Annotated in this window: 25 protein-coding genes and 1 riboswitch; of the genes, 11 read left to right on the top strand and 14 right to left on the bottom strand. The window is 67.6% G+C overall.

Annotated elements, in window-relative coordinates; genetic code table 11:
- Window positions 1–6: 6 nt before the first annotated feature.
- From sufC to ABIE21_RS04000, 4 genes are read left to right on the top strand one after another with little or no spacing between them, the layout of a single operon-like run.
- Window positions 7–771 carry a Fe-S cluster assembly ATPase SufC gene (gene sufC, locus ABIE21_RS04015; protein ID WP_354023487.1) on the top strand — a complete coding sequence of 255 codons (765 nt, stop codon included), beginning with the start codon at window positions 7–9 and terminating at the stop codon, window positions 769–771.
- 4 nt (window positions 772–775) lie between these two features.
- Window positions 776–1,105 (top strand): metal-sulfur cluster assembly factor, encoded by a 330-nt coding sequence (locus tag ABIE21_RS04010; protein WP_354023486.1) that lies wholly within the window; start codon window positions 776–778, stop codon window positions 1,103–1,105.
- Between the two features lie 51 nt (window positions 1,106–1,156).
- Entirely contained in the window at window positions 1,157–2,800 is a 1,644-nt protein-coding gene (locus ABIE21_RS04005; RefSeq protein ID WP_354023485.1) for a sensor histidine kinase, read from the top strand.
- Complete coding sequence (locus ABIE21_RS04000) at window positions 2,797–3,945, top strand: GGDEF domain-containing protein (RefSeq protein WP_354023484.1); 1,149 nt, start codon at window positions 2,797–2,799, stop codon at window positions 3,943–3,945. Before ABIE21_RS04005 ends, ABIE21_RS04000 begins: the two co-directional genes overlap by 4 nt.
- A gap of 24 nt (window positions 3,946–3,969) precedes the next feature.
- On the opposite strand, the gene ABIE21_RS03995 is transcribed toward ABIE21_RS04000, so the two are convergent.
- Window positions 3,970–4,578: a hypothetical protein gene (locus ABIE21_RS03995; protein WP_354023483.1), complete on the bottom strand. Its 609-nt coding sequence runs from the start codon at window positions 4,576–4,578 to the stop codon at window positions 3,970–3,972.
- Between the two features lie 256 nt (window positions 4,579–4,834).
- Between ABIE21_RS03995 and ABIE21_RS03990 the strand changes: the two genes are divergently transcribed.
- Window positions 4,835–6,223 (top strand): glycosyltransferase family 2 protein, encoded by a 1,389-nt coding sequence (locus tag ABIE21_RS03990; protein WP_354024401.1) that lies wholly within the window; start codon window positions 4,835–4,837, stop codon window positions 6,221–6,223.
- A gap of 70 nt (window positions 6,224–6,293) precedes the next feature.
- Here ABIE21_RS03990 and ABIE21_RS03985 read toward each other — a convergent pair whose 3' ends face one another.
- The 3 genes from ABIE21_RS03985 to ABIE21_RS03975 all read right to left on the bottom strand — a co-directional run bounded on the left by ABIE21_RS03985 (window position 6,294) and on the right by ABIE21_RS03975 (window position 9,002).
- Complete coding sequence (locus ABIE21_RS03985; RefSeq protein ID WP_354023482.1) at window positions 6,294–7,268, bottom strand: response regulator transcription factor; 975 nt, start codon at window positions 7,266–7,268, stop codon at window positions 6,294–6,296.
- Window positions 7,269–7,324: 56 nt separating this feature from the next.
- Window positions 7,325–8,308: a glycoside hydrolase family 6 protein gene (locus tag ABIE21_RS03980; RefSeq protein WP_354023481.1), complete on the bottom strand. Its 984-nt coding sequence runs from the start codon at window positions 8,306–8,308 to the stop codon at window positions 7,325–7,327.
- An 85-nt stretch (window positions 8,309–8,393) separates the two neighbouring features.
- Entirely contained in the window at window positions 8,394–9,002 is a 609-nt protein-coding gene (locus tag ABIE21_RS03975) for a biotin transporter BioY (protein ID WP_354023480.1), read from the bottom strand.
- Between the two features lie 140 nt (window positions 9,003–9,142).
- Between ABIE21_RS03975 and ABIE21_RS03970 the strand changes: the two genes are divergently transcribed.
- Window positions 9,143–10,741 (top strand): ABC-F family ATP-binding cassette domain-containing protein, encoded by a 1,599-nt coding sequence (locus ABIE21_RS03970; protein ID WP_354023479.1) that lies wholly within the window; start codon window positions 9,143–9,145, stop codon window positions 10,739–10,741.
- A gap of 28 nt (window positions 10,742–10,769) precedes the next feature.
- On the opposite strand, the gene ABIE21_RS03965 is transcribed toward ABIE21_RS03970, so the two are convergent.
- From ABIE21_RS03965 to ABIE21_RS03955, 3 genes are read right to left on the bottom strand one after another with little or no spacing between them, the layout of a single operon-like run.
- Entirely contained in the window at window positions 10,770–11,612 is an 843-nt protein-coding gene (locus tag ABIE21_RS03965) for an SURF1 family cytochrome oxidase biogenesis protein (protein WP_354023478.1), read from the bottom strand.
- A complete protein-coding gene (locus ABIE21_RS03960; protein WP_354023477.1) occupies window positions 11,609–11,842 on the bottom strand; it encodes a hypothetical protein in 234 nt (77 codons plus the stop codon). The genes ABIE21_RS03965 and ABIE21_RS03960 overlap by 4 nt, the downstream gene beginning before the upstream one ends.
- On the bottom strand, window positions 11,839–12,186 hold the full coding sequence (locus tag ABIE21_RS03955; protein WP_354023476.1) for a DUF3099 domain-containing protein: 348 nt from the start codon (window positions 12,184–12,186) through the stop codon (window positions 11,839–11,841). The genes ABIE21_RS03960 and ABIE21_RS03955 overlap by 4 nt, the downstream gene beginning before the upstream one ends.
- A 78-nt stretch (window positions 12,187–12,264) precedes the next feature.
- Between ABIE21_RS03955 and fabG the strand changes: the two genes are divergently transcribed.
- Window positions 12,265–12,987, top strand: coding sequence for a 3-oxoacyl-ACP reductase FabG (gene fabG, locus ABIE21_RS03950; protein ID WP_354023475.1), 723 nt, complete (start codon window positions 12,265–12,267; stop codon window positions 12,985–12,987).
- Between the two features lie 55 nt (window positions 12,988–13,042).
- Here fabG and serB read toward each other — a convergent pair whose 3' ends face one another.
- Window positions 13,043–13,681, bottom strand: coding sequence for a phosphoserine phosphatase SerB (gene serB, locus ABIE21_RS03945; protein ID WP_354023474.1), 639 nt, complete (start codon window positions 13,679–13,681; stop codon window positions 13,043–13,045).
- Window positions 13,682–13,734: 53 nt separating this feature from the next.
- Window positions 13,735–14,976 (bottom strand): glucose-1-phosphate adenylyltransferase, encoded by a 1,242-nt coding sequence (locus tag ABIE21_RS03940; protein WP_354023473.1) that lies wholly within the window; start codon window positions 14,974–14,976, stop codon window positions 13,735–13,737.
- Between the two features lie 45 nt (window positions 14,977–15,021).
- Here ABIE21_RS03940 and glgA point away from each other — a divergent pair, with 45 nt between their 5' ends.
- From glgA to ABIE21_RS03925, 3 genes are all read left to right on the top strand, one after another.
- Window positions 15,022–16,212: a glycogen synthase gene (gene glgA, locus ABIE21_RS03935; RefSeq protein ID WP_354023472.1), complete on the top strand. Its 1,191-nt coding sequence runs from the start codon at window positions 15,022–15,024 to the stop codon at window positions 16,210–16,212.
- Window positions 16,213–16,269: 57 nt separating this feature from the next.
- Window positions 16,270–17,052 carry an ABC transporter ATP-binding protein gene (locus ABIE21_RS03930; protein ID WP_354023471.1) on the top strand — a complete coding sequence of 261 codons (783 nt, stop codon included), beginning with the start codon at window positions 16,270–16,272 and terminating at the stop codon, window positions 17,050–17,052.
- 123 nt (window positions 17,053–17,175) lie between these two features.
- The gene (locus ABIE21_RS03925; protein ID WP_354023470.1) at window positions 17,176–17,424 is read left to right on the top strand and encodes a type B 50S ribosomal protein L31; all 249 of its coding nucleotides are present in this window, start codon (window positions 17,176–17,178) and stop codon (window positions 17,422–17,424) included.
- An 84-nt stretch (window positions 17,425–17,508) separates the two neighbouring features.
- On the opposite strand, the gene ABIE21_RS03920 is transcribed toward ABIE21_RS03925, so the two are convergent.
- The 3 genes from ABIE21_RS03920 to treS all read right to left on the bottom strand — a co-directional run bounded on the left by ABIE21_RS03920 (window position 17,509) and on the right by treS (window position 20,400).
- Window positions 17,509–17,832 carry a DMT family transporter gene (locus ABIE21_RS03920; RefSeq protein ID WP_354023469.1) on the bottom strand — a complete coding sequence of 108 codons (324 nt, stop codon included), beginning with the start codon at window positions 17,830–17,832 and terminating at the stop codon, window positions 17,509–17,511.
- 8 nt (window positions 17,833–17,840) lie between these two features.
- Window positions 17,841–17,905, bottom strand: a riboswitch (guanidine-III (ykkC-III) riboswitch).
- Between the two features lie 68 nt (window positions 17,906–17,973).
- Window positions 17,974–18,666 (bottom strand): exonuclease domain-containing protein, encoded by a 693-nt coding sequence (locus tag ABIE21_RS03915; RefSeq protein WP_354023468.1) that lies wholly within the window; start codon window positions 18,664–18,666, stop codon window positions 17,974–17,976.
- Between the two features lie 9 nt (window positions 18,667–18,675).
- Window positions 18,676–20,400: a maltose alpha-D-glucosyltransferase gene (gene treS, locus ABIE21_RS03910; protein WP_354023467.1), complete on the bottom strand. Its 1,725-nt coding sequence runs from the start codon at window positions 20,398–20,400 to the stop codon at window positions 18,676–18,678.
- Window positions 20,401–20,506: 106 nt separating this feature from the next.
- Between treS and ABIE21_RS03905 the strand changes: the two genes are divergently transcribed.
- Window positions 20,507–21,433, top strand: a complete 927-nt coding sequence (locus ABIE21_RS03905; RefSeq protein WP_354023466.1) for an alpha/beta fold hydrolase — start codon at window positions 20,507–20,509, stop codon at window positions 21,431–21,433.
- On the opposite strand, the gene ABIE21_RS03900 is transcribed toward ABIE21_RS03905, so the two are convergent.
- Both ABIE21_RS03900 and ABIE21_RS03895 read right to left on the bottom strand, forming a co-directional pair.
- Window positions 21,430–22,059, bottom strand: coding sequence for a histidine phosphatase family protein (locus ABIE21_RS03900; RefSeq protein ID WP_354023465.1), 630 nt, complete (start codon window positions 22,057–22,059; stop codon window positions 21,430–21,432). The two genes, ABIE21_RS03905 and ABIE21_RS03900, sit on opposite strands and share 4 nt — an antisense overlap.
- 41 nt (window positions 22,060–22,100) lie before the next feature.
- Window positions 22,101–22,952 carry a Sir2 family NAD-dependent protein deacetylase gene (locus tag ABIE21_RS03895; RefSeq protein WP_354024400.1) on the bottom strand — a complete coding sequence of 284 codons (852 nt, stop codon included), beginning with the start codon at window positions 22,950–22,952 and terminating at the stop codon, window positions 22,101–22,103.
- Window positions 22,953–23,043: the final 91 nt, after the last annotated feature.

Raw genomic sequence — 23,043 nt, 5'->3', positions numbered from 1 at the left:
GAACACATGTCAGTACTTGAAGTCAAAGATCTCCGCGTCAGCGTCGAGACCGAGCAGGGCACGAAGGAAATCCTCAAGGGCGTCGATCTGTCGATCGCCGAGGGCGAGATCCACGCGATCATGGGCCCCAACGGCTCGGGCAAGTCGACGCTCGCGTACACGATCGCCGGTCACCCGAAGTATCACGTCGAAGGCGGTTCGGTCACTCTCGACGGCGTCGAGGTGCTCACGATGAGCGTCGACGAGCGCGCCCGCGCGGGTCTCTTCCTCGCAATGCAGTACCCGGTGGAGATCCCCGGCGTCACCGTGTCCAACTTCCTCCGCACCGCCAAGACGGCTATCGACGGAGACGCCCCGGCGCTCCGCCCGTGGCTCAAAGAGGTCAAGGAGGCCATGACCGGCCTGCGCATGGACAAGACGTTCGCCGAGCGCAACGTCAACGAGGGATTCTCCGGCGGCGAGAAGAAGCGCCACGAGATCCTGCAGCTCGAGCTGCTGAAGCCCCGCTTCGCCATCCTCGACGAGACCGACTCCGGCCTCGACGTCGACGCGCTCAAGATCGTCTCGGAGGGCGTCAACCGCGCCAAGGAGAACACCGGGCTCGGCCTGCTCCTGATCACTCACTACACGCGCATCCTCCGCTACATCAAGCCCGACTTCGTGCACGTCTTCGTCGACGGACGCGTCGCAGAGGAGGGCGGCCCCGAACTGGCCGACCGTCTCGAAGACGAGGGCTACGATCGCTATGTCTCGACCACCGGCGTAGCCTAGATCCATGGCCACCGCTCTCGCTCCCGCGCTCTTCGACCAGGTCGAAGAGGCGTTGAAAGACGTCATGGACCCCGAGCTCGGGGTCAACATCGTCGACCTCGGTCTGATCTACGATCTGACCTGGGACGACGAGAACAACGCCCTCATCATCAGCATGACGCTGACGAGTGCCGGCTGCCCGCTCACCGACGTGCTCGAGGAGCAGACCGCGCAGGCGCTCGACAACGTCGTCGACGCGTTCCGCATCAACTGGGTGTGGATGCCGCCGTGGGGGCCGGAGAAGATCACCGACGACGGACGCGACATGATGCGGGCGCTCGGATTCGCCATGTGACACGGCCTCCCTTGAGGAGGGCCGAGCAGCTAGTGACGTAGTCTCTTTTTTATGGACCGCAACACTAGTACTCGGGGTTCGGCCCAGGCCACCAGGATCGCGCGCTCGATCACCAACAGCCAGCTGCTGATCTCGGCGGCTCTGCTCGCGTTCGCCGTCGTCGTCTTCGCCGTGCAGGCGAGCGCCTTCCAGGAACCGCTGTTCTTCGGGTCGCTGCTGATCGTCTTCGTGCTGACGGGCGTCGCGCTGACCGTGAACTGGAACAGGCGCAGCAAGCGGTGGGCCGTGCTGCTGCCCATCCTCGACATCTTCGCCATCGTCGGGATGAGGGAGGCCGAGCCCGAACTCGGCGCCGGCCTGTTCCTGGTGCTGCCCGTGATCTGGATGGCGCGCAACTTCCGTCTCGCCGGCGCGATCGGCGCCGTGACCCTTTCGACGGCCCTGCTCTGGCTGGCCGGCGCGGCCGACTCCGGAGTCTTTTCGTTCGACTTCGGCACGCATGTGCTGCTGCCGATGACTCTGGTGTTCATCGCAACCACCACCTACGCCACCAGCCGTCGCAGCCAGAGCCAACGCGACCTGCTGCGTCAGCAGTCCGCCCTCGTCGAATCGGCGCTCGTGCGGGCGCGCGACCAGGAACGCATCCTCGACGAGGTGATCAACGCGGTCGAGTTCGGCGTGCTCGCGTTCGACCGCGACGGAGCTGCCACGCTGCGCAACAACGCACACGAGCATTCGCTGCGCGAGTTCGGCGCTCCGCGCTCGGCGGTCATCCACCCGACCATCTACCGGCCGGACGGCACGACGGTCTTCGACGAGGCCGACCGCCCGTACGCGCGGGCCCTCGCCGGCGAGGAGTTCGAGAACGCGGTGTTCTGGGTCGGCGCCCCCGGCGACGTGCGCGCCGCATACTCCGCCACGGCCCGTCAGATCTCCCGCGCGGACGGCGAACCAGACGGAGGCGTCGTCGTCGTCCGCGACATCACCACCGAGCTCGAGGCAATCAGGGCACGCGAGAACCTCGCCGCGTCTGTCAGCCACGAGCTGCGCACACCGCTGACGTCGATCATCGGTTTCCTCGAACTCGCCGTCGACTCGCCCGAGCTGACCGACGAGACCCGCCGCATGCTCGAGATCGCGGCCCGCAACTCCGAGCGCATGCTGTCTCTCGTCACCGACCTGCTGCAGACCGCGAGCGATAAGGACGGCACGCTCACGCTCGCGATGGCGGAGTGCGACATCGCCGAGATCGCACGACAGTCCATCGACTCCGCCCAGATCGCCGCCGGTCATCGCGAGATCACGATGACCGCGGTCGTCGACCGGCCCGCGGTCACGGTCGCTGACCCGCTGCGTATCCGGCAGGTTATCGACAATCTGCTGACCAATGCCGTGAAGTACAACCGCACGGGCGGCACGATCACCGTCTCCGTGGAGGCCACGGAAGGCAGCATCCGCGTCGACGTCACAGACACCGGTGTCGGCGTCTCGGCCGACGACCAGGCCCACCTCTTCGACCGGTTCTTCCGCGCCGGCGCCGCACGCACGTCGGCGATCGTCGGAACCGGCCTCGGGCTCAACATCAGCCGCGACATCGCCAAGCTGCACGGCGGAAAACTCACCGTGCGCAGCGAGGTCGGCGTCGGAAGCACCTTCACGCTCCTCATCCCGGCCACCGCTAAGGACACCGCATGAGCCTCGACACCCTGACCCTGCTCTACGCGAGCGGGCTCGTCGTGACGGCGGCCGGCGCCTCCTTCGTGATCAGCTCGATCCTCCGCCGCGACGACCGGGTCGCGCGGCTCTGGGGGCTCGGATTCATCTCCGGCATGCTCGCCACCATCGCCTACGCGGTGTGGGGCTACAGCCCCGACCTGTGGTGGGCGACCGGCGTCGGCAACTCGGCACTCACCTTCGCGGTCGGGGCGATGTGGGCCGGATGCCGCGTCTACAACGGTCTCCGTTCGTGGCTCTGGCTCGTCGGCATCGTGGCCGCCGTCGTCCTGTTTGCCGTCGTGGTGCGTGGCCCGGACGGCGGCGGCTGGGCCGGTGCCGCCGAGATGTTCGTCGCCATCGCGGTGCTCGCGGCGGCCGCGGCTATCACCACCCTGCAGGGCGCGCTCAGGCCCCGCATCAACGCCCGCATCCTCACCGTTGTCTTCACCGCGGTCTCGGCGTTCTATCTCGCCCGCGCCGTGGCATTCCTCGGTTTCGGCGAGTCGAGCGACGAGTTCCTCGTCTACTTCGGCACGGTCAATACCACGCTGCTCAACATCGGGTTCCTCACCCTCGCCTCGATCTCCTTCTCCGTGCTGCAGAGCGAGCGGAGCCCCGACCAGCGGCGCGAGAAGTCCAGCGACCGCGACTCGATGGCCGGTGTCTCCTCTCACCGTGTCTTCGAGCAGCAGGCCGGAGACTGGCTACGACGGGCGCACCGCTCGGACGAGGCGCTCACCCTCGCCGTGTTCGACGTCGAGAACCTCGACCAGATGAACGTGGCGCTGGGTTCGGAGTTCGGAGACCGGGCCATCCAGACCGTGGGCTGGGTCACACGCGACAACGTGCCGACGACGAGCCTCGTCGGTCGCCTGTCGCCGCGCCGGTTCGCCGTGCTGACCCCCACGCCCTCCGTGGGTCGCGACCGCGCGATCGCGGAACGCGTGATGACCGCCCTGGCCGAGAACCCGATCGACGAGATCGAGGGGGTTCGCGCCATCGCGAACTTCGGCGTGGCGAGCACGGGCGACTCCGGCTACGACTACGCCGACCTCATCCGAGCCGCTGTCGCCCGGGTGCGCGACGATCTCGACACGGGAGAGCCGCGGGCGCGCGTCGGCTAGCGCAGCGCCCTCTGCGTAGGGGCGCTACTCGGCGGGCGCGATGGCGATCGTCAGCAGGTCGGTGGCCGTCTGTTTGGCGAACTCGGCCGATGTGGGCGTCGTCTGCAGCAGCAGCTCGTAGGTGATCGCGAGCGAGATGGACGTGGCCGCCGGGTCGAGCGCGGGCAGGACGAAGCTCTGGCTGTAGCTGTAGGGGGCCTTCACCTGGTACCCGGGCGCGACGCTCGCCTGGTCGACGAGAGAATCGGGAGATGCCAGAGTGCCCTCCGGCCCGGTCACCGCGGCCACGACGGAGACCTGGGACAGGTAGACGCGTTGCCCCTCGTCGTTGGCCAGTGTCGCGCTGAGCGAGAGGTTGAGGGGCTTGTTCGCTCCGGAGGTCCACTCGTCCATGGGCAGGTCCGACCAGTAGTTCACGGCCACACCGATGTTGCCCGCGGTGAGGTCGCGGGTGACCGATCCGGTCGCCAGGTCGTTCTCGACGCTCGTGATCGCGCCCGACGTAGGTGCCGGCGTCGCAGACGGGTCACCGAGGAAGGGCGCCGCACCGCAGCCCGAGAGGGCGAGGGCGCTGACGAGAGCCACGCCCGCCGTCGCGGCGATCCTGAACCTGGCCATCGAGGCGTTCTTCATAGTCGTTCTCCTGTCATCAGCCGTGCTCGCGCTTTCTCGAGCTGGTCGATCTTGAGCAAATCCTTGGCGGATGCTGCGTGCACCCAGGAGTGAAACCTGATCACGCTCCGTCAGACTGACATTACTAGTCGATGTGGGGCAGATCTCCCACGACAACGACACACCAGGTCAGCGGCCGCCCGGCCGGCAGGGGAGAACAGCAGTGACTACGACACACGCAGACGGGCCGACCGAGCGCGACGGCTACGACTTCGGCATCGACGCCGTCGGGTTCGCCTCCTCCGTCGAGTCGATGGCCGTGCACCGTCCGACCATCGGCTGCGTCATCCCCGCGTACAACGAGGAGGACTCCATCGCGGCCGTCCTCGAATCGCTGCTCGCGCAGACGCGCCTTCCCGACGTGATCCACGTGATCGCCAACAACACGACCGACAAGACGGTCGAGATCGCGAGCCGCTACGCCGGACCGCACTTCCGCGAGATCGACGGCGAGGAGCAGTTCACCGAGGTCTACGTGCACGACATCGGCACCAACAAAGACAAGAAGGTCGGTGCCCTCAACTACGGCTACACCCTCGTCGAGGCCTGCGACTTCCTCCTCGGCGTCGACGGCGACACGACCGCCGACCCCGATGCGGTGCGGCACCTCGAGGCAGAGATCTCCTCCGACACCAGGATCGGTGGCATCTCCGCGATCTTCAGCATCGACGACAGCCCGTTCACGGGCCCGATCGCGCCGTTCCTCATCGCCGGTCAGCGCGCACAGTTCGCCGCCTTCAACATGCAGAACATGCTCCGCGGCCGCAACATGGCCGTGCTCGGCGGCCAGTTCTCGATCTTCTCGACCCTGGCGCTCCGCCAGGCGATGAAGGACAACCACCAGTCGAGCCCCTGGGTGAAGGACAGCGAGGTGGAGGACTCGCTGCTGTCGCTGCAGATCAAGAGCGCGGGCTTCCTCACCAAGATCAGCGCGCAGGCCCGCGCCGACGTCGGCGGCATGACCACCATGCGTGGACTCGACGCCCAGCAGGTGAAATGGAACTTCGGCGCCATCGAGCTGATGTGGCCCGGCCAGCGCGGCGACACGAAGGGCCAGCCGCTGCACCCGAACCTGCGCCTGCGCTGGCTCGAGAACCTCTCGATGGCCGTCAACGCGTTCACCCGGCTGATGTTCATCGTTCTGCTGATCGCGTCGCTCTCGATCGACGCGTTCGTGTTCAGCCCGATCTGGCTCGTGCCCCCGGTCATCGCGACGCTCCTGAACATCCGCACGGCGGTGGCGATGAAGAAGGTCAACTACCGCGACATCCTGTTCGCTGCCACGCTCGCGCCGGCCGAGATCTACATGTGGGTGCGCCTCGGCCACTTCTTCCGCGCCTGGACCAAGTTCCTCAGCCGCAAGCAGACCGACAACTGGGCGGCTCAGGCCAAGGCCGAGCGCGGCTCGGGCAACGGCTATCTCGTGCCGATCATCGTCCTCGTGCTCAGCGGCGCAGCGCTCGTCTTCACGTGGTTCCAGCTCAACTCCATGGTGCAGTCGACGATCCTGTGGATCGGATGGCCCATCCTGGGCGTCATCACGGCCATCCAGACCTTCACCATGCTTCTCAAACTCGTACAGCGCCAACGCGGCTACAAGGTCTGAGAGAAGAAGTCCGACCCGAACGGACGCCCGAGTCTCTGACCCGGACAGACACCCCCGCGGCGTCCGGCAGCTACTCGCTGTCGGGCGCCGTCAGTCGGTATCCGACGCCACGCACCGTCTCGATCCAGCGCGGTGCGTTGACGTTCTCCGACAGCTTCTTGCGCAGGTTTCCCATGTGCACCTCGATGGCGCGCTTGTCGGCCTCGCTCACCAGATAGCTGGTGACATAGCTCTCGCCGCGGAGCAGCAGGGCCAGATCCGGCTTCGTGCGCACCCGGCGGTTCGACTGCAGCAGCGCCGCGAGCAGGTCGAATTCGCTTCGCGTGAGTTCGAGTTCACCGCCGCGGAGACGTACGACGCGGGTCTCGATGTTCAGCCAGAGCCCGTTGTGCTCGAGCCACCCGGACTGATCGGCGGGCGGGGCGGATGCCGCGGGTGCGGCTGTCGGGGTCACCGGTACCGCTTGGAAGGCGCCCTGCGGCACCGGCTCCTGGCTGCCCGCGAATGCCGGGGGAGCGGCGTGGCGGGGCTGGGAGGCCGGAGCGGGAGAAGCCGCGGCCGACGGCGCCTGCAGGGGGACGACGGGAGCGGCGGCCGGCAGGGCCGCCGGGGGCATAACTGCAGAGGGGTGGGCCACGGGAGGGAGAGCGGCCGGGCCGCCGCCGACTCGCGGCCGGCGCAGCATCGCGTCGATGCGAGCGCGCAGCACCCGGGGGCGGAACGGCTTGACGAGGTAGTCGTCGGCCCCCGACTCGAGCCCCTGCAGGGTGTCGATCTCGTCTTCGAGTGCGGTGAGCATCACGATGTACGTCGAGCTGAAGGCGCGAATGCGCTTCGCCGTCTCGAAACCGTCCATCCCGGGCATGTTGACGTCGAGCGTGGTCACGAGCGGGTCGAACTGCCGCACCGCGGCTACGCCGTCGAGACCGTTCGCGGTGGGTATCGCGTGGAAGCCCGCCTGAGTGAGCACATCGACCAGCAGCTGCCTGATGTCTGCGTCATCGTCGATGACAACGGCGAACCGTGGACTTGATGCGCTTTCCATTTGCCGATGGTATCAACGCGAAACGAAATACTTTTCGTTTACTCTGCACCGGCGCGTCAGTCGCGCACGAGGTCGAGCGCACCGGCGTTCCACCATTCGCCGGCCGGTGGTCCTCCGTTGCACTCGCCGTCGCTCTCGCCCGGCGTCTTGATCCAGAGGTCGGCGTCGTGGTGTCCGTCATCGGATGCCGCGGGCACGTCGCCGACGGCCCGGCCGGACGGATTGCACCATTCGCCGTTCGACCCGTTGCCGTTGCGCCCGGTGTCGACCACGAAGTGCGCATCGCCGGTGAGAGCGCTGACCTTTTCGGCGTACGCGACCTCGTCGGCGGTGGTGTTGTAGTTGGACACGTTGGTGGCGAAACCACGCACCCGGTCGACGCCGGCGCGCTTCAGGATGTCGGCCGTCTCGGCCGCGGGGTGCCAGTTCGAATGCCCTCCGTCGAGGTAGACGACCGCGCCCGAGTCGGAGAGGCGGTCGATCGCATCCTGGGTGGTGACGATGCGCGAGTCGATGTTGCCGCACTCGTTCGCCAGGGCGAGTGAGTCGGGTTCGAGCACCACCGCGCTCGTCTCGGTGCCGAGCCCCTCCGCGATCGCGGAGATCCAGAGCGGATACTCCTCGGCGCTGAGCCCGCCGGCCGACTGATTGCCGCAGTCGCGTTCGGGAATGCCGTAGACGACGAAGGTGGCGACCGTGTCCGTCGCCGCGGCATCCGCGACGACGCCCCGCACGTACGCGGTGATCGACGCGGCGGGGTGTTCCTCGGGAACGAGCCAGATCGCCTGCGGCGTTGCCGCCAGCTCCTGGATCGGGCCCGCGCTGTCGCCGCTCGCAGAGGCTGCCGCTCGCACCGCGGACGAGTCGGGGTTCACATAGAACCTCCCACCGCCCAGGGGGTTGTCGTCGGTACTCGAGGCTGGCTGCACGCTGTTCACGAACCACGAGCCACCGGCGACGAGCAGGAGAACCGCGGCGACGACTATGGCTATGACGCCCTTGCGATCGATCCGCCACGGGCTGGTGGTCTTAGGTGCCACGACGGATCCTCCCGGAGCCTGATGATGGAGCGGAAGGCCCCCACCAAACCGGTGAGGGCCTTCCGAGGTGCCGAGCGAACGAGCCTCAGACGGCTTCGTTCGCCTTGCGCTCGTCGGAACGGTGGACGGCGAGCCAGATAACGCGCATCACCGAAGCGGCGAAGACGGCCTTGATGATGCCGCCGACGATGAACGGGTACAGGCCGCCCTGGAGAGTGGCCTCGAGGTCCAGTCCGAGGGCGATCGACAGCCAGGTCATGCCGAACACGAAGGTGACGACGGTGCCGGCGAGGAACGCCGCGATGCCGCCGAAGATCTTGTGGTCCCACTTGCGCTCGGCGAGGTAGCCGGTGAGCGCTGCGGCGAAGATGAACCCGACGATGTAGCCGCCGGTCGGTCCGAGGATGACGCCGATGCCCTGCGCGCCCTCACTGTAGACCGGCAGGAAGAGGCCGAGCACCGCGTACAGGGCCATGGCCAGGGCACCGCGGGTCGCACCGAGCGCTCCACCGACGATGAGCACGGCCGCGGTCTGGCCGGTGATCGGCACCGGGTAGAGCGGAACGACGACCTGGGCCGCGATCGCGGTGAGTCCCGCGCCGGCGGCGATCATCACGGCGTCCGTGGCCAGGCTGCGGCTGAACAGGCGGTCCGCGAGGGTCGGGCGGCCGGTGGCCAGGGTCAGTGTCGTCATGAACGCTCCTTGGTGTGCTGTTCTGGGTGCCGCGCCCATTGTGCATGGGCAGAAAGCTTTACGGTCTGCACAAGTAGACTATCTGTCTCACCCCCTTCTTCTGTGTTGTCGAAACACGCCTAAACAATTGGACTTTGCCTGTGCTTTCCGTTCACGATCTCGAATTACGGGTGGGCGCGCGAGTGCTCATGGATGAGGTCAACTTCCGCGTTGACAAGGGCGACAAGATCGGTCTCGTCGGGCGCAACGGTGCCGGCAAGACCACCCTGACCAAGACCCTCGCGGGCGAACTGCAGCCGTCCGGCGGCCGCATCGACCGTTCCGGCGAGATCGGCTACCTGCCCCAGGACCCGCGCTCGGGCAACCCGGAAGACCTCGCACGCACCCGCATCCTCGACGCCCGCGGGCTCGGCACCCTGCTCATCGGCATGAACAAGACCATGCTCGACATGGCGAGCACCGACGCGGCAGTCAGCGCCGAGGCGATGCGCAAGTACGGCAACCTCGAGGAACGCTTCACTGCCCTGGGCGGCTATGCCGCAGAGGCGGAGGCGGCGTCGATCGCCAGCAACCTCAGCCTCCCCGACCGCATCCTCGACCAGCCGCTCTCCACGCTGTCGGGTGGACAGCGCCGCCGCATCGAGCTGGCCCGCATCCTCTTCTCCGGCGCCGACACGATGCTGCTCGACGAACCGACCAACCACCTCGACGCCGACTCCGTCGTCTGGCTGCGCGACTATTTGAAGAGCTTCCAGGGCGGTCTGATCGTGATCACCCACGATATTGCGCTCGTGGAGGAGACCGTCAACAAGGTGTTCTACCTCGACGGCAACCGCCAGGTCATCGACGTCTACAACATGGGCTGGAAGAACTACCTGCGCCAGCGTGCCTCCGACGAGGAACGACGCAAGAAGGAACGCGCGAACGCCGAGAAGAAGGCATCCGTGCTGCAGACGCAGGCCGCGAAGTTCGGCGCGAAGGCGTCGAAGGCGGCGTCGGCGCACCAGATGGTCGCCCGCGCCGAGAAGCTGCTCGCCGGCCTCGACGAGGTGCGCACCGTGGAGCGGGTCGCGAAGCTGCGCTTCCCCGAGCCCGCGCCGTGCGGCAAGACGCCGCTGATGGCGTCGAACCTGAGCAAGAGCTACGGCTCGCTCGAGATCTTCACCTCCGTCGACCTCGCGATCGACCGCGGCTCGAAGGTCGTCATCCTGGGACTCAACGGCGCCGGAAAGACGACGCTGTTGCGGATGCTCGCCGGCGTCGACAAGCCGGACACCGGTCAGATCGAGCCGGGGCACGGCCTCCGCGTGGGCTACTACGCCCAGGAGCACGAGACCATCGACGTGAAGCGCACCGTCCTGCAGAACATGGTCTCGTCGTCGCCGAGCATCACCGAGATGGAGGCCCGCCGGGTGCTCGGCTCGTTCCTGTTCACGGGCGACGACGGCCACAAGCTGGCCGGAGTGCTGTCCGGCGGCGAGAAGACCAGGCTCGCCCTGGCGATGATCGTCGTCTCGGGCGCGAACGTGCTGCTGCTCGACGAGCCCACCAACAACCTCGACCCGGCAAGCCGCTACGAGATCCTGGACGCCCTGGCGAACTACTCGGGTGCCGTCGTCCTCGTCAGCCACGACGAGGGTGCCGTGGAGGCGCTGAACCCGGAGCGCGTGCTGATCCTGCCCGACGGCGTGGAAGATCACTGGAACGCCGACTACCTCGACCTGATCACGCTCGCCTGATCGATCCGACCTGAGGGACCGGCACGGGTCAGCGCCCGGCGTCGATCAGCTCGTCTTCGATCTCGGCGTCGGTGCGTGCTCGCGTGGCGTCCTTGGCGCGACGGGCCTCGGCGCGCTCGATCTCGTCGGGGTCTTCCTCGTTCACGCGACGGTACTCCTGGCGGAGGCCGTAGCCGAGGCCGAAGAACCCGAAGAGCGCGAACACGAGCCACTGGAACGCGTAGGAGAGGTGCGGGCCCTCGTCTCGCACCGGCTTCGCCGCCGCGAGAGGACGCTCGGCCGGGGCGGGATCCTCGCTCATCATCAGCCCGTACGCGCCCGTGAACGTGGGCCGGTCGAGCCGGTCTGCGATGTCGTCGAGCTGGATCGATGCGATCTGCCCGGCGGGCGCCGATCGTCCGGGCAGCGTCGGCTCGCCCGGCTTGAGCCGCGCGGTGACCGTCACCTCGCCCGAGGGGGCCGCCGGGATCTCATCGGGGGAGTCCTGGAGCCTGCCGGTGGGCAGTCCGCCGCGGTCGACGATGAACACGCTGCCGTCGGCGAGGAGCAGGGGCGTGAGCACTTCGAAGCCGGGCCCGCTGTTGTACGGGCGGTTGCGCACGAGCAGCTCCTCGTCGGAGAGGTAGGTTCCGGTAATCGTCACCGGCGTCCACTTCTGGTCGGGCGAGAACGCATCCAGGTCGCCGAGCACGTCGGCGAGCGGCACGGGTTCGGCCGAGTAGTTATTGTCGATTCGACCGAGCTCGACGAGTGCGGTGTCGCGGCGGTCGAGCTGCCACAGGCAGAGGCCGACGCAGACGAGCGCGAAGACGACGGCGAGGGCGAGGTAGCGGGCCCAGTGCCAGGTGAATGCGAAGCTCCAGCCGTTCACGCGTTCTCCTCGACCCGGCTGACGGTGGTGCCCAGCGGCGTCGTCACGACGGGAAAGCCGCGGGTCGCGAGATAGTCGTGCAGAAACCCGCGGTGCTCGTCGCAGGCCAGCCACACCTTGACCCGGTCAGGCGTGTGGATGCGCGGATTGCGCCAGTTGACGTTCCACGCCGCGTCAGCACGACAACCCGCCTTGGAGCAGCGCAGGTCGTCGATCGCACCGCCGATCACGCGTCGTTCTCCGGTGCGGATCGTGGCGGTTGCGGTTGCTCTGGTCTCCACTGCTCCGACTGCCACTGCTGCGGCGCGCGCGGGTCGACGAGCGGCACCAGTCCGCCGGGACGCTCGACCACGCTGGGCGCTCCCCCCGAGACGTTGTTCGCGAGGACGACGGCGACATAGGGCAGCACGATCGCGCCGATCCCCACCACGAGCAGCCACCAGCCCTGTACGACGAACAGCAGCAGCACGCAGATGACCCGGATCGTCATCGCGATCGTGTACTGGATCATGCGCTTCCGCCGGTCGTCGGCAGGCGACACCGGGAGCGAAGTGATGGACTGCTGGGTCTTCATGTCCTGGGCTCTCAGGGGCCGCTTGGCCCCGCTCCATCAAGCTTAAGTCTTTTCTCCGCTGACAGTAGGCTGGTCCCCATGACTTTTAGCGCACCGAATCCCCGTACCGTTCTGATCACGGGAGGCAACCGGGGAATCGGTCTCGCTATCGCGGAGGAGTTCGTCGCCCAGGGGCACCGCGTGGCCGTGACGGCGCGGTCTGGGCAGGGACCGGAGGGCACGCTGACGGTGCGTGCGGATGTCACGGACGCGGCGAGCATCGACGCGGCGTTCACCGAGGTGGAGGCCGCGTACGGCCCCGTCGAGGTTCTCGTGGCCAACGCCGGCATCACGCGCGACCTGCTTCTCATGCGCATGACCGAGGAGGACTTCACCGACGTCGTCGACACCAACCTCACCGGAGCCTTCCGCGTGGTCAAGCGCGCGTCGAAGGGCATGATGAAGGCGCGTTTCGGCCGGATCATCCTCGTCTCGAGCGTGGTCGGCCTGCTCGGCTCGGCCGGACAGATCAACTACGCCGCATCCAAGAGCGGGCTCGTCGGTCTCGCCCGATCCGTGACCCGCGAGCTCGGCTCGCGCGGCATCACCGCCAACGTGGTCGCCCCCGGCTTCATCGAGACCGAGATGACGGCGGTGCTCCCCGAGGCGACGCAGGCCGAGTATCGCAAGTCGATCCCGGCCGGTCGCTTCGCCACGACGGACGAGGTCGCGAAGGTCATCGCCTGGCTCGCGAGCGACGACGCCGCCTACATCTCCGGCGCGGTCATCCCCGTCGACGGCGGTCTCGGCATGGGCCACTGACCCGCCCCTGATCGAGCCTTCTGACCGGGCCCGGCTCCGACCGACCCCGTCGGAATCAGCCGCGCAGCCCCAGCAGCGGCAACAGCGCGCTGAGGTCGCGGACGTCGATCAGCACGTGCGCCTCGTCGCGCACGGGGGCCTTCGCGTCGAATCCGACGGCGAGGCCGGTGATCGCCATCATCTCGAGATCGTTGGCGCCGTCGCCGACGGCGACGGTCTGGCTGAGCGGGATCCCGAAATCGTCGGCCCACTCGCGCAGGGTGTCTGCCTTCGCCTTCGCGTCGATGATCGGACCGACCAGGCCGCCGGTCAGCACCCCGTCGACGACCTCGAGTCGATTCGCGCGCCAATGGTCGAGGCCCAGGGCCTCCGCCACCGGGTCGAGCAGCTCGTGGAAACCCCCGGAGACGACGGCGACCCTTCCGCCGGCCGACTGCACGCCTGCGACCATCTCCGGCACGCCGGCGGTCACGGTGATCCGCGGGGCGACGTCGTCGAAGACGCTCGCGGGCAGTCCCTTCAGGGTGGCTACGCGCGAGCGAAGGCTCTGTTCGAAGTCGAGCTCGCCGTTCATGGCGCTGAGGGTGATCTCGGCGACCCGGGGGAGTGTGCCCGCTACGTCGGCGAGGAGCTCGATCACCTCGTTCTCGATGAGGGTGGAGTCGACGTCGAGAACTACGAGAAACCGTGCCATGGGCGCGCTGCGGCCTTCCTGGTGCTTAGGTCGAGCTACGCGCGGGGCGGCAGCTACGGCGAGACGTGAACGCCCTTGCCCACGATGGTGATGCCGGACTCGGTGACCGTGAGGCCACGCGCGCGGTCGGAATCCGCGTCGACGCCCACGTGCGCGCCGGCCTCGATGACCACGTCCTTGTCCAGAATAGCGCGGCGCACCACGGAGTTCGGCTCGATCCTCGCACGTTCGAACACGATCGAGTCGACCACCATGGCGCCCGACTCGACCGTGGTCCACGGGCCGAGCACGCTTCGCTCGATGTGCGCGCCGGAGAGCAGGGAGCCCAGCGAGACGATGGAGTCGATCGTGGTGCCGAGGTAGCCGCGCGCGTCGCGCACGAACTTGGCGGGAGGCGAGTTGAGCTGCTGGCTGAAGATCGGCCATTCGCGGTTGTACAGGTTGAAGATGGGAAGCGCGGAAATCAGGTCCTGGTGCGCCTCGAAGAAGGAGTCGATCGTACCGACATCGCGCCAGTAGTAGCGGTCGCGGTCGGTGGAACCCGGAACGTCGTTCTGGTTGAGGTCGTAGACACCGGCGGCTCCACGAGAGACGAAATCGGGAACGATGTCGCCGCCCATGTCGTGGTTCGAGTCGCTCCGTTCGCCGTCACGCAGCACGGCGTCGATGAGGATGTCGGCGTCGAAGATGTAGTTGCCCATCGAGGCCAGCACCTCGTTCGGAGAGTCGGCGAGGCCGACCGCGTCCTTCGGCTTCTCGAGGAAGGCGTCGATCTTGGTCGGGTCGTCCTTGTCGAGCTGGATGACCCCGAACTGGTCGGCGAGGCTGAGCGGCTGGCGGATCGCGGCGACGGTGAGACCGCGCCCCGACTCGATGTGCGCCTCGATCATCTGGCTGAAGTCCATGCGGTAGACGTGGTCGGCACCGACGACGACGACGATGTCGGGCTTCTCGTCGCGGAGCAGGTTCAGGCTCTGCAGGATCGCGTCGGCGGATCCGCTGAACCAGCGCTTGCCGAGACGCTGCTGGGCGGGTACGGATGCCACGTAGGCGTCGAGCAGCCCGGAGAGCCGCCAGGTCTGCGAGATGTGACGGTCGAGGCTGTGCGACTTGTACTGGGTGAGCACGACGATCTTGGTCAGACCCGAGTTGATGAGGTTGCTCAGCGCGAAGTCGATCAGGCGGTAGCCCCCGCCGAAGGGCACAGCGGGCTTGGCCCGATCGGCGGTGAGCGGCATCAGCCGCTTGCCCTCTCCACCAGCAAGGACAATTCCAAAGATCTTCTTCGACGCCATGGCTACAGAGTATGCGAGCGAGCGAGGCTGTACTACCGTCTGACTATGCGAGTCGATCTAATTTCACGTGAGTATCCACCGGAGGTGTACGGCGGAGCCGGCGTGCACGTCGCAGAGCTCGTCAAGGCGCTCAGGGCGTCGGGCGACGATCTCGACGTGCGTGTGCGCGCCTTCGGGGCGGCCAGAGACGAGACCGGCGTCTCGTCGTATCTCGTGCCTGCAGAGCTCAAGAACGCCAACCCCGCACTGGCCACGCTCGGGGTCGATCTCCAGATCGCCCAGGACGTCGCGGGCGCCGATCTGGTGCACTCCCACACCTGGTACGCCAACGCCGCCGGCCATCTCGCCTCGATGCTGCACGGCATCCCGCACGTGGTCACCGCGCACAGTCTCGAGCCGCTGCGACCGTGGAAGGCCGAGCAGCTCGGCGGCGGCTACCGCGTCTCGAGCTGGATCGAGAGCACGGCGTTCGCGAGCGCCGCGACTGTCATCGCGGTGAGCCACGGCATGCGCCGCGACATCCTGCGTTCCTACCCGTTCCTCGACGAGGAGAAGGTGACGGTCGTGCACAACGGCATCGATCTCTCGCAGTGGAAGCGGGTGGACGATGCCGATCTGGTGAGCGGCCTGGGCATTGACCCGAGCCGCCCGTCCGTGGTATTTGTGGGCCGCATCACCCGGCAGAAGGGCCTGCCGTACCTGTTGCGTGCCGCCGCGCTGCTTCCGCCGGAGGTGCAGCTCGTGCTGTGCGCCGGCGCCCCCGACACCCCGGAGATCCTCGCCGAGGTGCAGGCCGGAGTCGCCGTCCTGCAGCAGGAGCGCACGGGCGTCGTCTGGATCGACCGCATGCTCAGCCGGCACGAACTGTCGGCCGTCCTCACCCAGGCGACGACCTTCGTCTGCCCGTCGATCTACGAGCCGCTCGGCATCGTGAACCTCGAGGCCATGGCGTGCGGCGCCGCGGTCGTCGGCACCGCCACCGGCGGAATCCCCGAGGTGATCGACGACGGCGTCACCGGCCGCCTCGTTCCCATCGAACAGCTGCAGGACGGCACAGGCACTCCGACCGACCCCGACAGGTTCGTGCGGGATCTCGCCGCCGCTCTCACCGAGGTCGTGTCCGACCCCGAGTCGGCGAAGCGGATGGGGGAGGCGGGCCGCCTCCGCGCCGAGACCGAGTTCGGCTGGGACCGCATCGCCGCCCGGACCCGTGAGATCTACGCCGCACTAACCTGAGTATTCGTGTGCGGCTGCACCTGAAGTGCGGCCGCACGCGTCTAAGCTGGAGTCACCATGGCAAGCGTTCTTGAGCTCTCTGACGTCTCCGTCGTCCGCGACGGCAATACCATCCTCGATTCGGTCTCGTGGGCGGTGGATAGCGCGGAACGGTGGGTCGTACTCGGCCCGAACGGCGCAGGCAAGACCACGCTGCTCTCGATCGTCTCGGCCTCGATCCACCCCAGCTCCGGGGTGGCCCGAGTGCTCGACGACACACTCGGCAAGGTCGACGTCTTCGAGCTGCGCCCGCGGATCGGGTTCGCCTCGACCGTCCTCGCCCGGCGGGTTCCCGAGAGCGAGACCGTGCTCGACGTGGTGCTCACGGCCGCGTACTCGGTGACCGGCCGGTGGAACGAGCAGTACGACGACATAGACACCCGCCGCGCGCGTCGTGTGCTCTCCGAATGGAAGCTCGACCACCTCGAGGGCCGCCGGTTCGGCAGCCTGAGCGACGGCGAGCAGAAGCGCGTGCAGATCGCCCGCGCGGTGATGACCGATCCCGAGCTGCTGCTGCTCGACGAGCCGGCCGCGAGCCTCGACCTCGGCGCCCGCGAGGAGCTGCTGCAGCTGCTCGGCGGTTACGCGAGCTCGCCGCAGGCGCCCGGCATCGTGATGGTCACCCACCACGTCGAGGAGATCCCTCGTGCCTTCACGCACGCCCTGCTGCTCAAGCAGGGTCGCATCCAGGCCTCCGGCCCGCTCGACCAGGTGATCACCGACGAGCACCTCAGCGAGACCTTCGACATGCGCATCTCCGTCGAGAACCACGACGGCAGATTTGCGGCACGCGCCGTCTAGTCAGCCTCGGAGCCCACGAATCTGGTAGGCTCAGTCTTTGGCTTGGGGCACCATCGGTGCCCGCCTCACGAACTTTCGTCTCAGCAGTTTTTATAACGCTCGAATTGAAACCAAGGAAAATCCATGAAGACCGACATCCACCCCACGTACAACGCGGTTGTTTTCCGCGACCTCGCCTCGGGCGAGACGTTCCTGACCCGTTCGACGGTCGGCAGCGACAAGACGATCGAGCTCGACGGCGTGACCTACCCGGTCATCGACGTGGAGATCTCCTCCGCCTCGCACCCGTTCTACACGGGCAAGCAGCGCATCATGGACTCGGCCGGCCGCGTCGAGAAGTTCAACTCGCGCTACAAGGGCTTCAACAAGTAGTCCTCCCCACACGCACGAAAGGGCGACGAGCTTCGGCTCGTCGCCCTTTCGTCGTCTGCGGCGGCCGGGCGCGGCGCGCGACTCCTAGTGCTCGCCGCCGACGAGCTTGAGGCCGATGACACAGCCGACGATTCCGAGCACGAGCAGCACCTTGACGATCGAGGCGGGCTCGCCGCCGAAGACCATCGCGTAGAGCACCGTGAGCGCGGCCCCGATGCCGACCCAGATCGCGTAGGCGGTGCCGGTGGAGATGTCGCGCATCGCGAAGGCCAGGCCCGCCATGCTGAGCACGAGGCCGACCCCGAACACGACGGTCGGCCAGAGCTTGGTGAAGCCCTCCGACTTGCCGAGCGCGGTCGCCCAGACTGCTTCGAGCACACCGGACAGGATGAGGATGATCCACGACATGACTTTCCCTTGGCCAGTCTTGTCGCGTTCCGGGTACTGATCCGTCGTCCGGGGCCGCGTGCCGCGGCCTATTCCTCCACGATAGCAACGGATCGTGTGCAGGGCCTGTGCACGGCACCGGCCCCGCACGATCGTGCGTTGTTACAGACGCTGCGGCCAGGCGCCCGATGTCTCGAACAGCGGATCCTTGGTGCGGCGCATGTAGTCCTGGAAGCTCGCGGACTGCTCGGCGCACCAGCCGACCTGCAGGGCGTGCAGCGCTGCCCCGTCGATCGCCAGCTGTGCCCCGTACTTGCCGGCGAGCGCCTGGGCGATGCGGCCGGCGGCGACGGCGTCTGCGCCGGCGTCGTGGGCGTCAGTCAGCGGCACCCCGTAGACGAGCGCAGCCGCCTCGAGGGTGCGCTTGCCCTTGCGGTACTTGTCGACGGCGCGGTCGAGCACGAGCGGGTCGATGATCGGCACCGGTTCGTGCAGGGGCGTGACACCGTGGCGCACCGCCTCGTGGTGCAGCAGGGACAGGTCGTACGGCGCGTTGTAGATGGTGATCGCCAGACCGCGCGCCACGAGCTGCTCGAGCTGGGCGACGATCTCGGCCACGACCTGCGCGGCCGGCCGGCCCTCGGCGCGGGCGCGCTCGGTCGTGATGCCGTGCACCGCGCTCGCCTGCGCCGGGATCTCGATGCCGGGGTCGGCGAGCCACGAGTGCTCCTCGACGACGGCCCCGGAGGAGTCGATCACGCCGACATGCGCGGAGACGATCCGACTCGTCTGCACGTCGATGCCGGTCGTCTCCAGGTCGAATACTCCGAGATTGTCAAACCACAGGTTGCTCATGCCGTCACTCTAAACGCGACCACCGGCAAAGTGCGCTCCGCCCACGTGCAGCCAGTAGAAGCTCTGGGTGCCGAGAGTCAGGCTGAGCGCGCCGTCTTCGCCGATGGTGGGGAACTCGCCGCCGCCGAAGAGGTCGTAGAGCGGCTCGCCCGGGTTTTCGGGGTCGCGGATCGTGACCGAGACCGGGTTGTGCGCGAAGCTGAAGACGCAGAGCACCTTCTCGGGCATGTCGCCGAAGTGGGTGCCCGAGCCCTTGTACTCGCGCACGAAGGCGAGCACCGACTCGTGGTCGGTCTCGAGCACACGCAGGGTGCCCAGCCCGAAGGTGGGGTGGCCCTTGCGCACGTGGATCACATTGCGGATCCAATGCAGCAGCGAGCGCGACTGCGCGAGCTGCGCCTCCACGTTCACCTGCTGGTAGTTGTAGACCAGCGACTGCACGACCGGCAGGAAGAGCTTGCCGGGGTCGGCGGTCGAGAAGCCGGCGTTGCGGTCGGGGGTCCACTGCATCGGGGTGCGCGAGGAGTCGCGGTCGGGGAGCCAGATGTTGTCTCCCATGCCGATCTCGTCGCCGTAGTAGAGGAACGGGCTGCCCTGAAGCGAGAACAGCAGCGCGTGCGCCAGTTCGAGCTCGGCGCGGGAGTTGTCGAGCAGGGGCGCGAGGCGACGGCGGATGCCGATGTTGGCGCGCATGCGCGGGTCGTAGGCGTACCAGCCGTACATGGCCTGTCGGTACTCCTCGTTCACCATCTCGAGCGTGAGCTCGTCGTGGTTGCGCAGGAAGACACCCCAGCCCGCGCCATCCGGAATCGCCGTGTGCTCGGAGAGCACGCGCACCAGCTCGCCCGCCTGCTGCGAGCGGAGGGAGTAGAAGATTCGCGGCATGACCGGGAAGTCGAAGGCCATGTGGCACTCGGGGTCCTCGTTGGTTCCGAGGAACTCGGCGACCTCGTTGGGCCACTGATTGGCCTCGGCGATCATGACCCGGCCGGGGTACTCGGAGTCGACCATCGCGCGCAGCTTCTGGATGAACGCGTGCGTGGCAGGCTCGCCCTCGCCGTTGCCCTCCTCGGTCTCGTAGAGGTAGGGGATCGCGTCGAGGCGGAAACCGTCGACGCCCAGGTCGAGCCAGAAACGCACGATGTCGAACATCGCCTCGTGCACTGCCGGGTTCTCGAAGTTGAGGTCGGGCTGATGCGAGAAGAAACGGTGGAAGAAGAACTGGCGACGCTCGGAGTCGAACGCCCAGTTCGACTCCTCGGTGTCGACGAAGATGACGCGGATGTCCTTGTACTTGTCGTCGGTGTCGCTCCAGACGTAGAAGTCGCCGTAGGGGCCCTCGGGGTCGGAACGGGACTGCTGGAACCACTCGTGCGCGTCGGAGGTGTGGTTCACGGGGAGGTCGATGACGACGCGCATGTTGCGCTCGTGCACCTTCGTCACGAGGTCGCGGAACTCGTCGAGGGTTCCGAAGTCGGGGAGGATCGACATGAAGTCGGAGACGTCGTAGCCGCCATCGCGCAGCGGCGAGTTGAAGAACGGGGGAAGCCAGAGAGCGTCGATTCCCAGCCACTGGAGGTAGTCGAGCTTCTGCACAACCCCCTGCAGGTCGCCGGAGCCGTCGCCGTTACTGTCGACGAAGGAACGGACCATGACCTCATAGAACACCGCACGCCGGTACCACTGGGGGTCGAGCGCGAGCCCGGGCAACTGAATGGGGGCGGTGAAGGTCACTGTGCTCCTCGGAACTGGGGGGTGGGGCACGCGAATGCGTGTCGAAACGAGTCTAGGGGGGCCCGGCAAGCGCTTGTGCAGCGACCCGTGCATAGACTGAACACCGATGTCTGTTGAATCCCCCTTCGCCGCCCTGCTCGACGAGCTGCCCACCCGCCACGAGGTCGTGCGGGTGCTCGGCAGCGACACCCACTACTGGGTCTACGGGCCGGAAGACGCGGCGACGACGATCGTCATCGCCCACGGCTACCGTGGCGAGCACCACGGCCTCGAGCCCGTCGTCGCGCACCTGCGGGGCGTGAAAATCGTCAGTCCCGATCTTCCCGGCTTCGGCGAGTCGTCGGCGATGACCGGTGCCAAGCACGACATCGCCGGGTACGCCGCCTGGTACGCCGCCTTCCTCGACTCCCTGGGCCTGAACGGCACCGCCGTCGTGCTCGGGCACTCGTTCGGCTCCATGGTGACCTCGTACGCCGTCGCGAACAGGCTCGTGTCGACACCCAAGCTCATCCTCGTCAACCCGATCGCCGCATCCGCCCTCGACGGACCGAGCAAGATCCGCACCCAGGGCACGGTCGTCTACTACCGGCTCGCGATGGCGCTTCCCGAACGGGCCGGCCACTGGCTGCTCGACAACTGGCTCGTGATCCGTTTTATGAGCCTCTCGCTGGCGAAGACGAAGGACAAGGCGCTGCGCCGGTTCATCCACGACCAGCACCACACGTACTTCGGACGCTTCTCCGACCGCACGACTGTGGTCGAGGGCTTCGAGGCGTCGATCAGCACCGACGTCACCTCCGTCGCCGCCGACATCCCGGTCCCGACGCTGCTGATCGGCGCCGAGCTCGACCTCATCACCACCGTTGCCCAGCTGGAGACGCTGAGGGACGAGATGGCGGATGCCACACTCCACGTCATCCCCGATGTGGGGCATCTCATCCACTACGAGAAGTCGCGCGAGGCGGCCGAGATGATCGTCGACTTCCTCGGCGCGGGCAGCCTCGCCGACGAGCGGCGCGCCGCCTCGAGCTAGACGAGCGACTCGCGCGACTCGATCGCGTTCTGCTCCTCGATGTCCTCTGTGGCGCAGGCCAGCGACTCGACCTCGATCGGGTCGTCGAAGGCGATGAGGTCGAGCGTGCCGTCGGTGTGACGGAAGCTGTGCACAGAGCCGTTTCGGATCGGCTCGGGGTGCGCGTCGGGTGCGACGGTGCCCAGAATGGTGCGGATGACCCCGCCGTGGCTCACGAGCACGATCGACTCGCCCGGATGGTTCTCGGCGAGGGCGATGATCGCCGGCAGGGCGCGGGCGGCGACCTCCTCGCGTGTTTCACGCCCGGGGATGTCTGCGCCGGCGAAGCGCGAGTCGATCTCGTCGCCGGTCAGACCCTCGGCGTCTCCGTAGTTGCGCTCGGCGAGCTGCGGCACGGCCTGCGGGGAGGGCAGGCCGAGTTCGCGGGCGATGATCTCGGCGGTCTCGAAGGCGCGCGAGAGCGGGCTCGCGTACACGCCGTCCCACTCGCGGCTGGCCAGAAGCGCGCCGGTGACGGACGCCTGTTCGCGCCCGGTCTCGTTGAGGGGGATGTCAGTGCTGCCCTGGATGCGGCGCTCACGGTTCCAGTCGGTCTCGCCGTGACGGACGAGGTAGATCATGGTCATGCGGCTCCCCGTTCGGGAACCGGGATCCCGTGACGCGCGCGTCAGTCGCGCAACCGCTCCAGGATCGAGACGAGCGTCTCGGAGGTTCCTGCGTCGATCTTAACCGCAGCGCGGGTGTCGCCCTTCGTGATTCCGCGGTTGACGACCACGACGGGCAGCTTCTTCTTCACAGCCTGGTCGAGCAGACGGATGCCGGAGTTCACCATAAGCGACGACCCGGCGACGATGAAGGCCTCGGCGCGCTGCACGAGCGCGGACGCCTCGGTGAACTTCTCAAGCGGGACGAACTCCCCGAAGAACACGACGTCGGGCTTGAGCAACCCGCCGCAGACGCTGCACTCGGGAATCACGAAGTCGGCGACCGAATCGATCTGCACGTCGCCGTCGGGGGAGAGCGGGATGGTTTCGGTGTCGTCGAGCCACGGGTTCGCCGCGGCGAGGCGCGCGGCGATGTCGCCGCGGGCGTAGTACTGCCCGCAGGTGAGGCAGCGGACGCGGTCCATCGAGCCGTGCAGGTCGACGACGCGCTGCGATCCCGCACGCAGGTGCAGGCCGTCGACGTTCTGGGTGATCACGCCGTTGACGATCCCCGCCGACTCGAGCCCGGCGATGGCCCGGTGGCCGGCGTTCGGCCCGGCCGCGGCGAACCGCTTCCAGCCGAGGTGGCTGCCCGCCCAGTAGCGCTTGCGGTAGTCGAGGTCGCCGAGGAACTGCGAGAACGTCATGGGTGAGCGCACGGGGGCGCCCTCACCGCGGTAGTCGGGAATGCCGGAGTCGGTGCTCAGGCCCGCCCCGGTCAGGATAGCGACCTGGCGCCCGCGCAGCAGTTCGACCGCCTGGTCGAGCCGTGCGGCTGCTCCGGCCTCGGGGGCAGGAGAATGTACCTGCGGAATGGTCACGCGGCTCTCCTCCCGGTAGCGAAGCTCACCCCAGACTAAACGCTCCAGCTTTCCGATATGTTTCCGATTGCTGGCAGTGTTCGCT

This window comes from Conyzicola nivalis, from assembly GCF_040548875.1.
In the GTDB taxonomy this organism is placed as follows: Bacteria; Actinomycetota; Actinomycetes; order Actinomycetales; family Microbacteriaceae; genus Conyzicola; species Conyzicola nivalis_A.
This window is presented reverse-complemented; position numbering and strand designations above follow the sequence as displayed.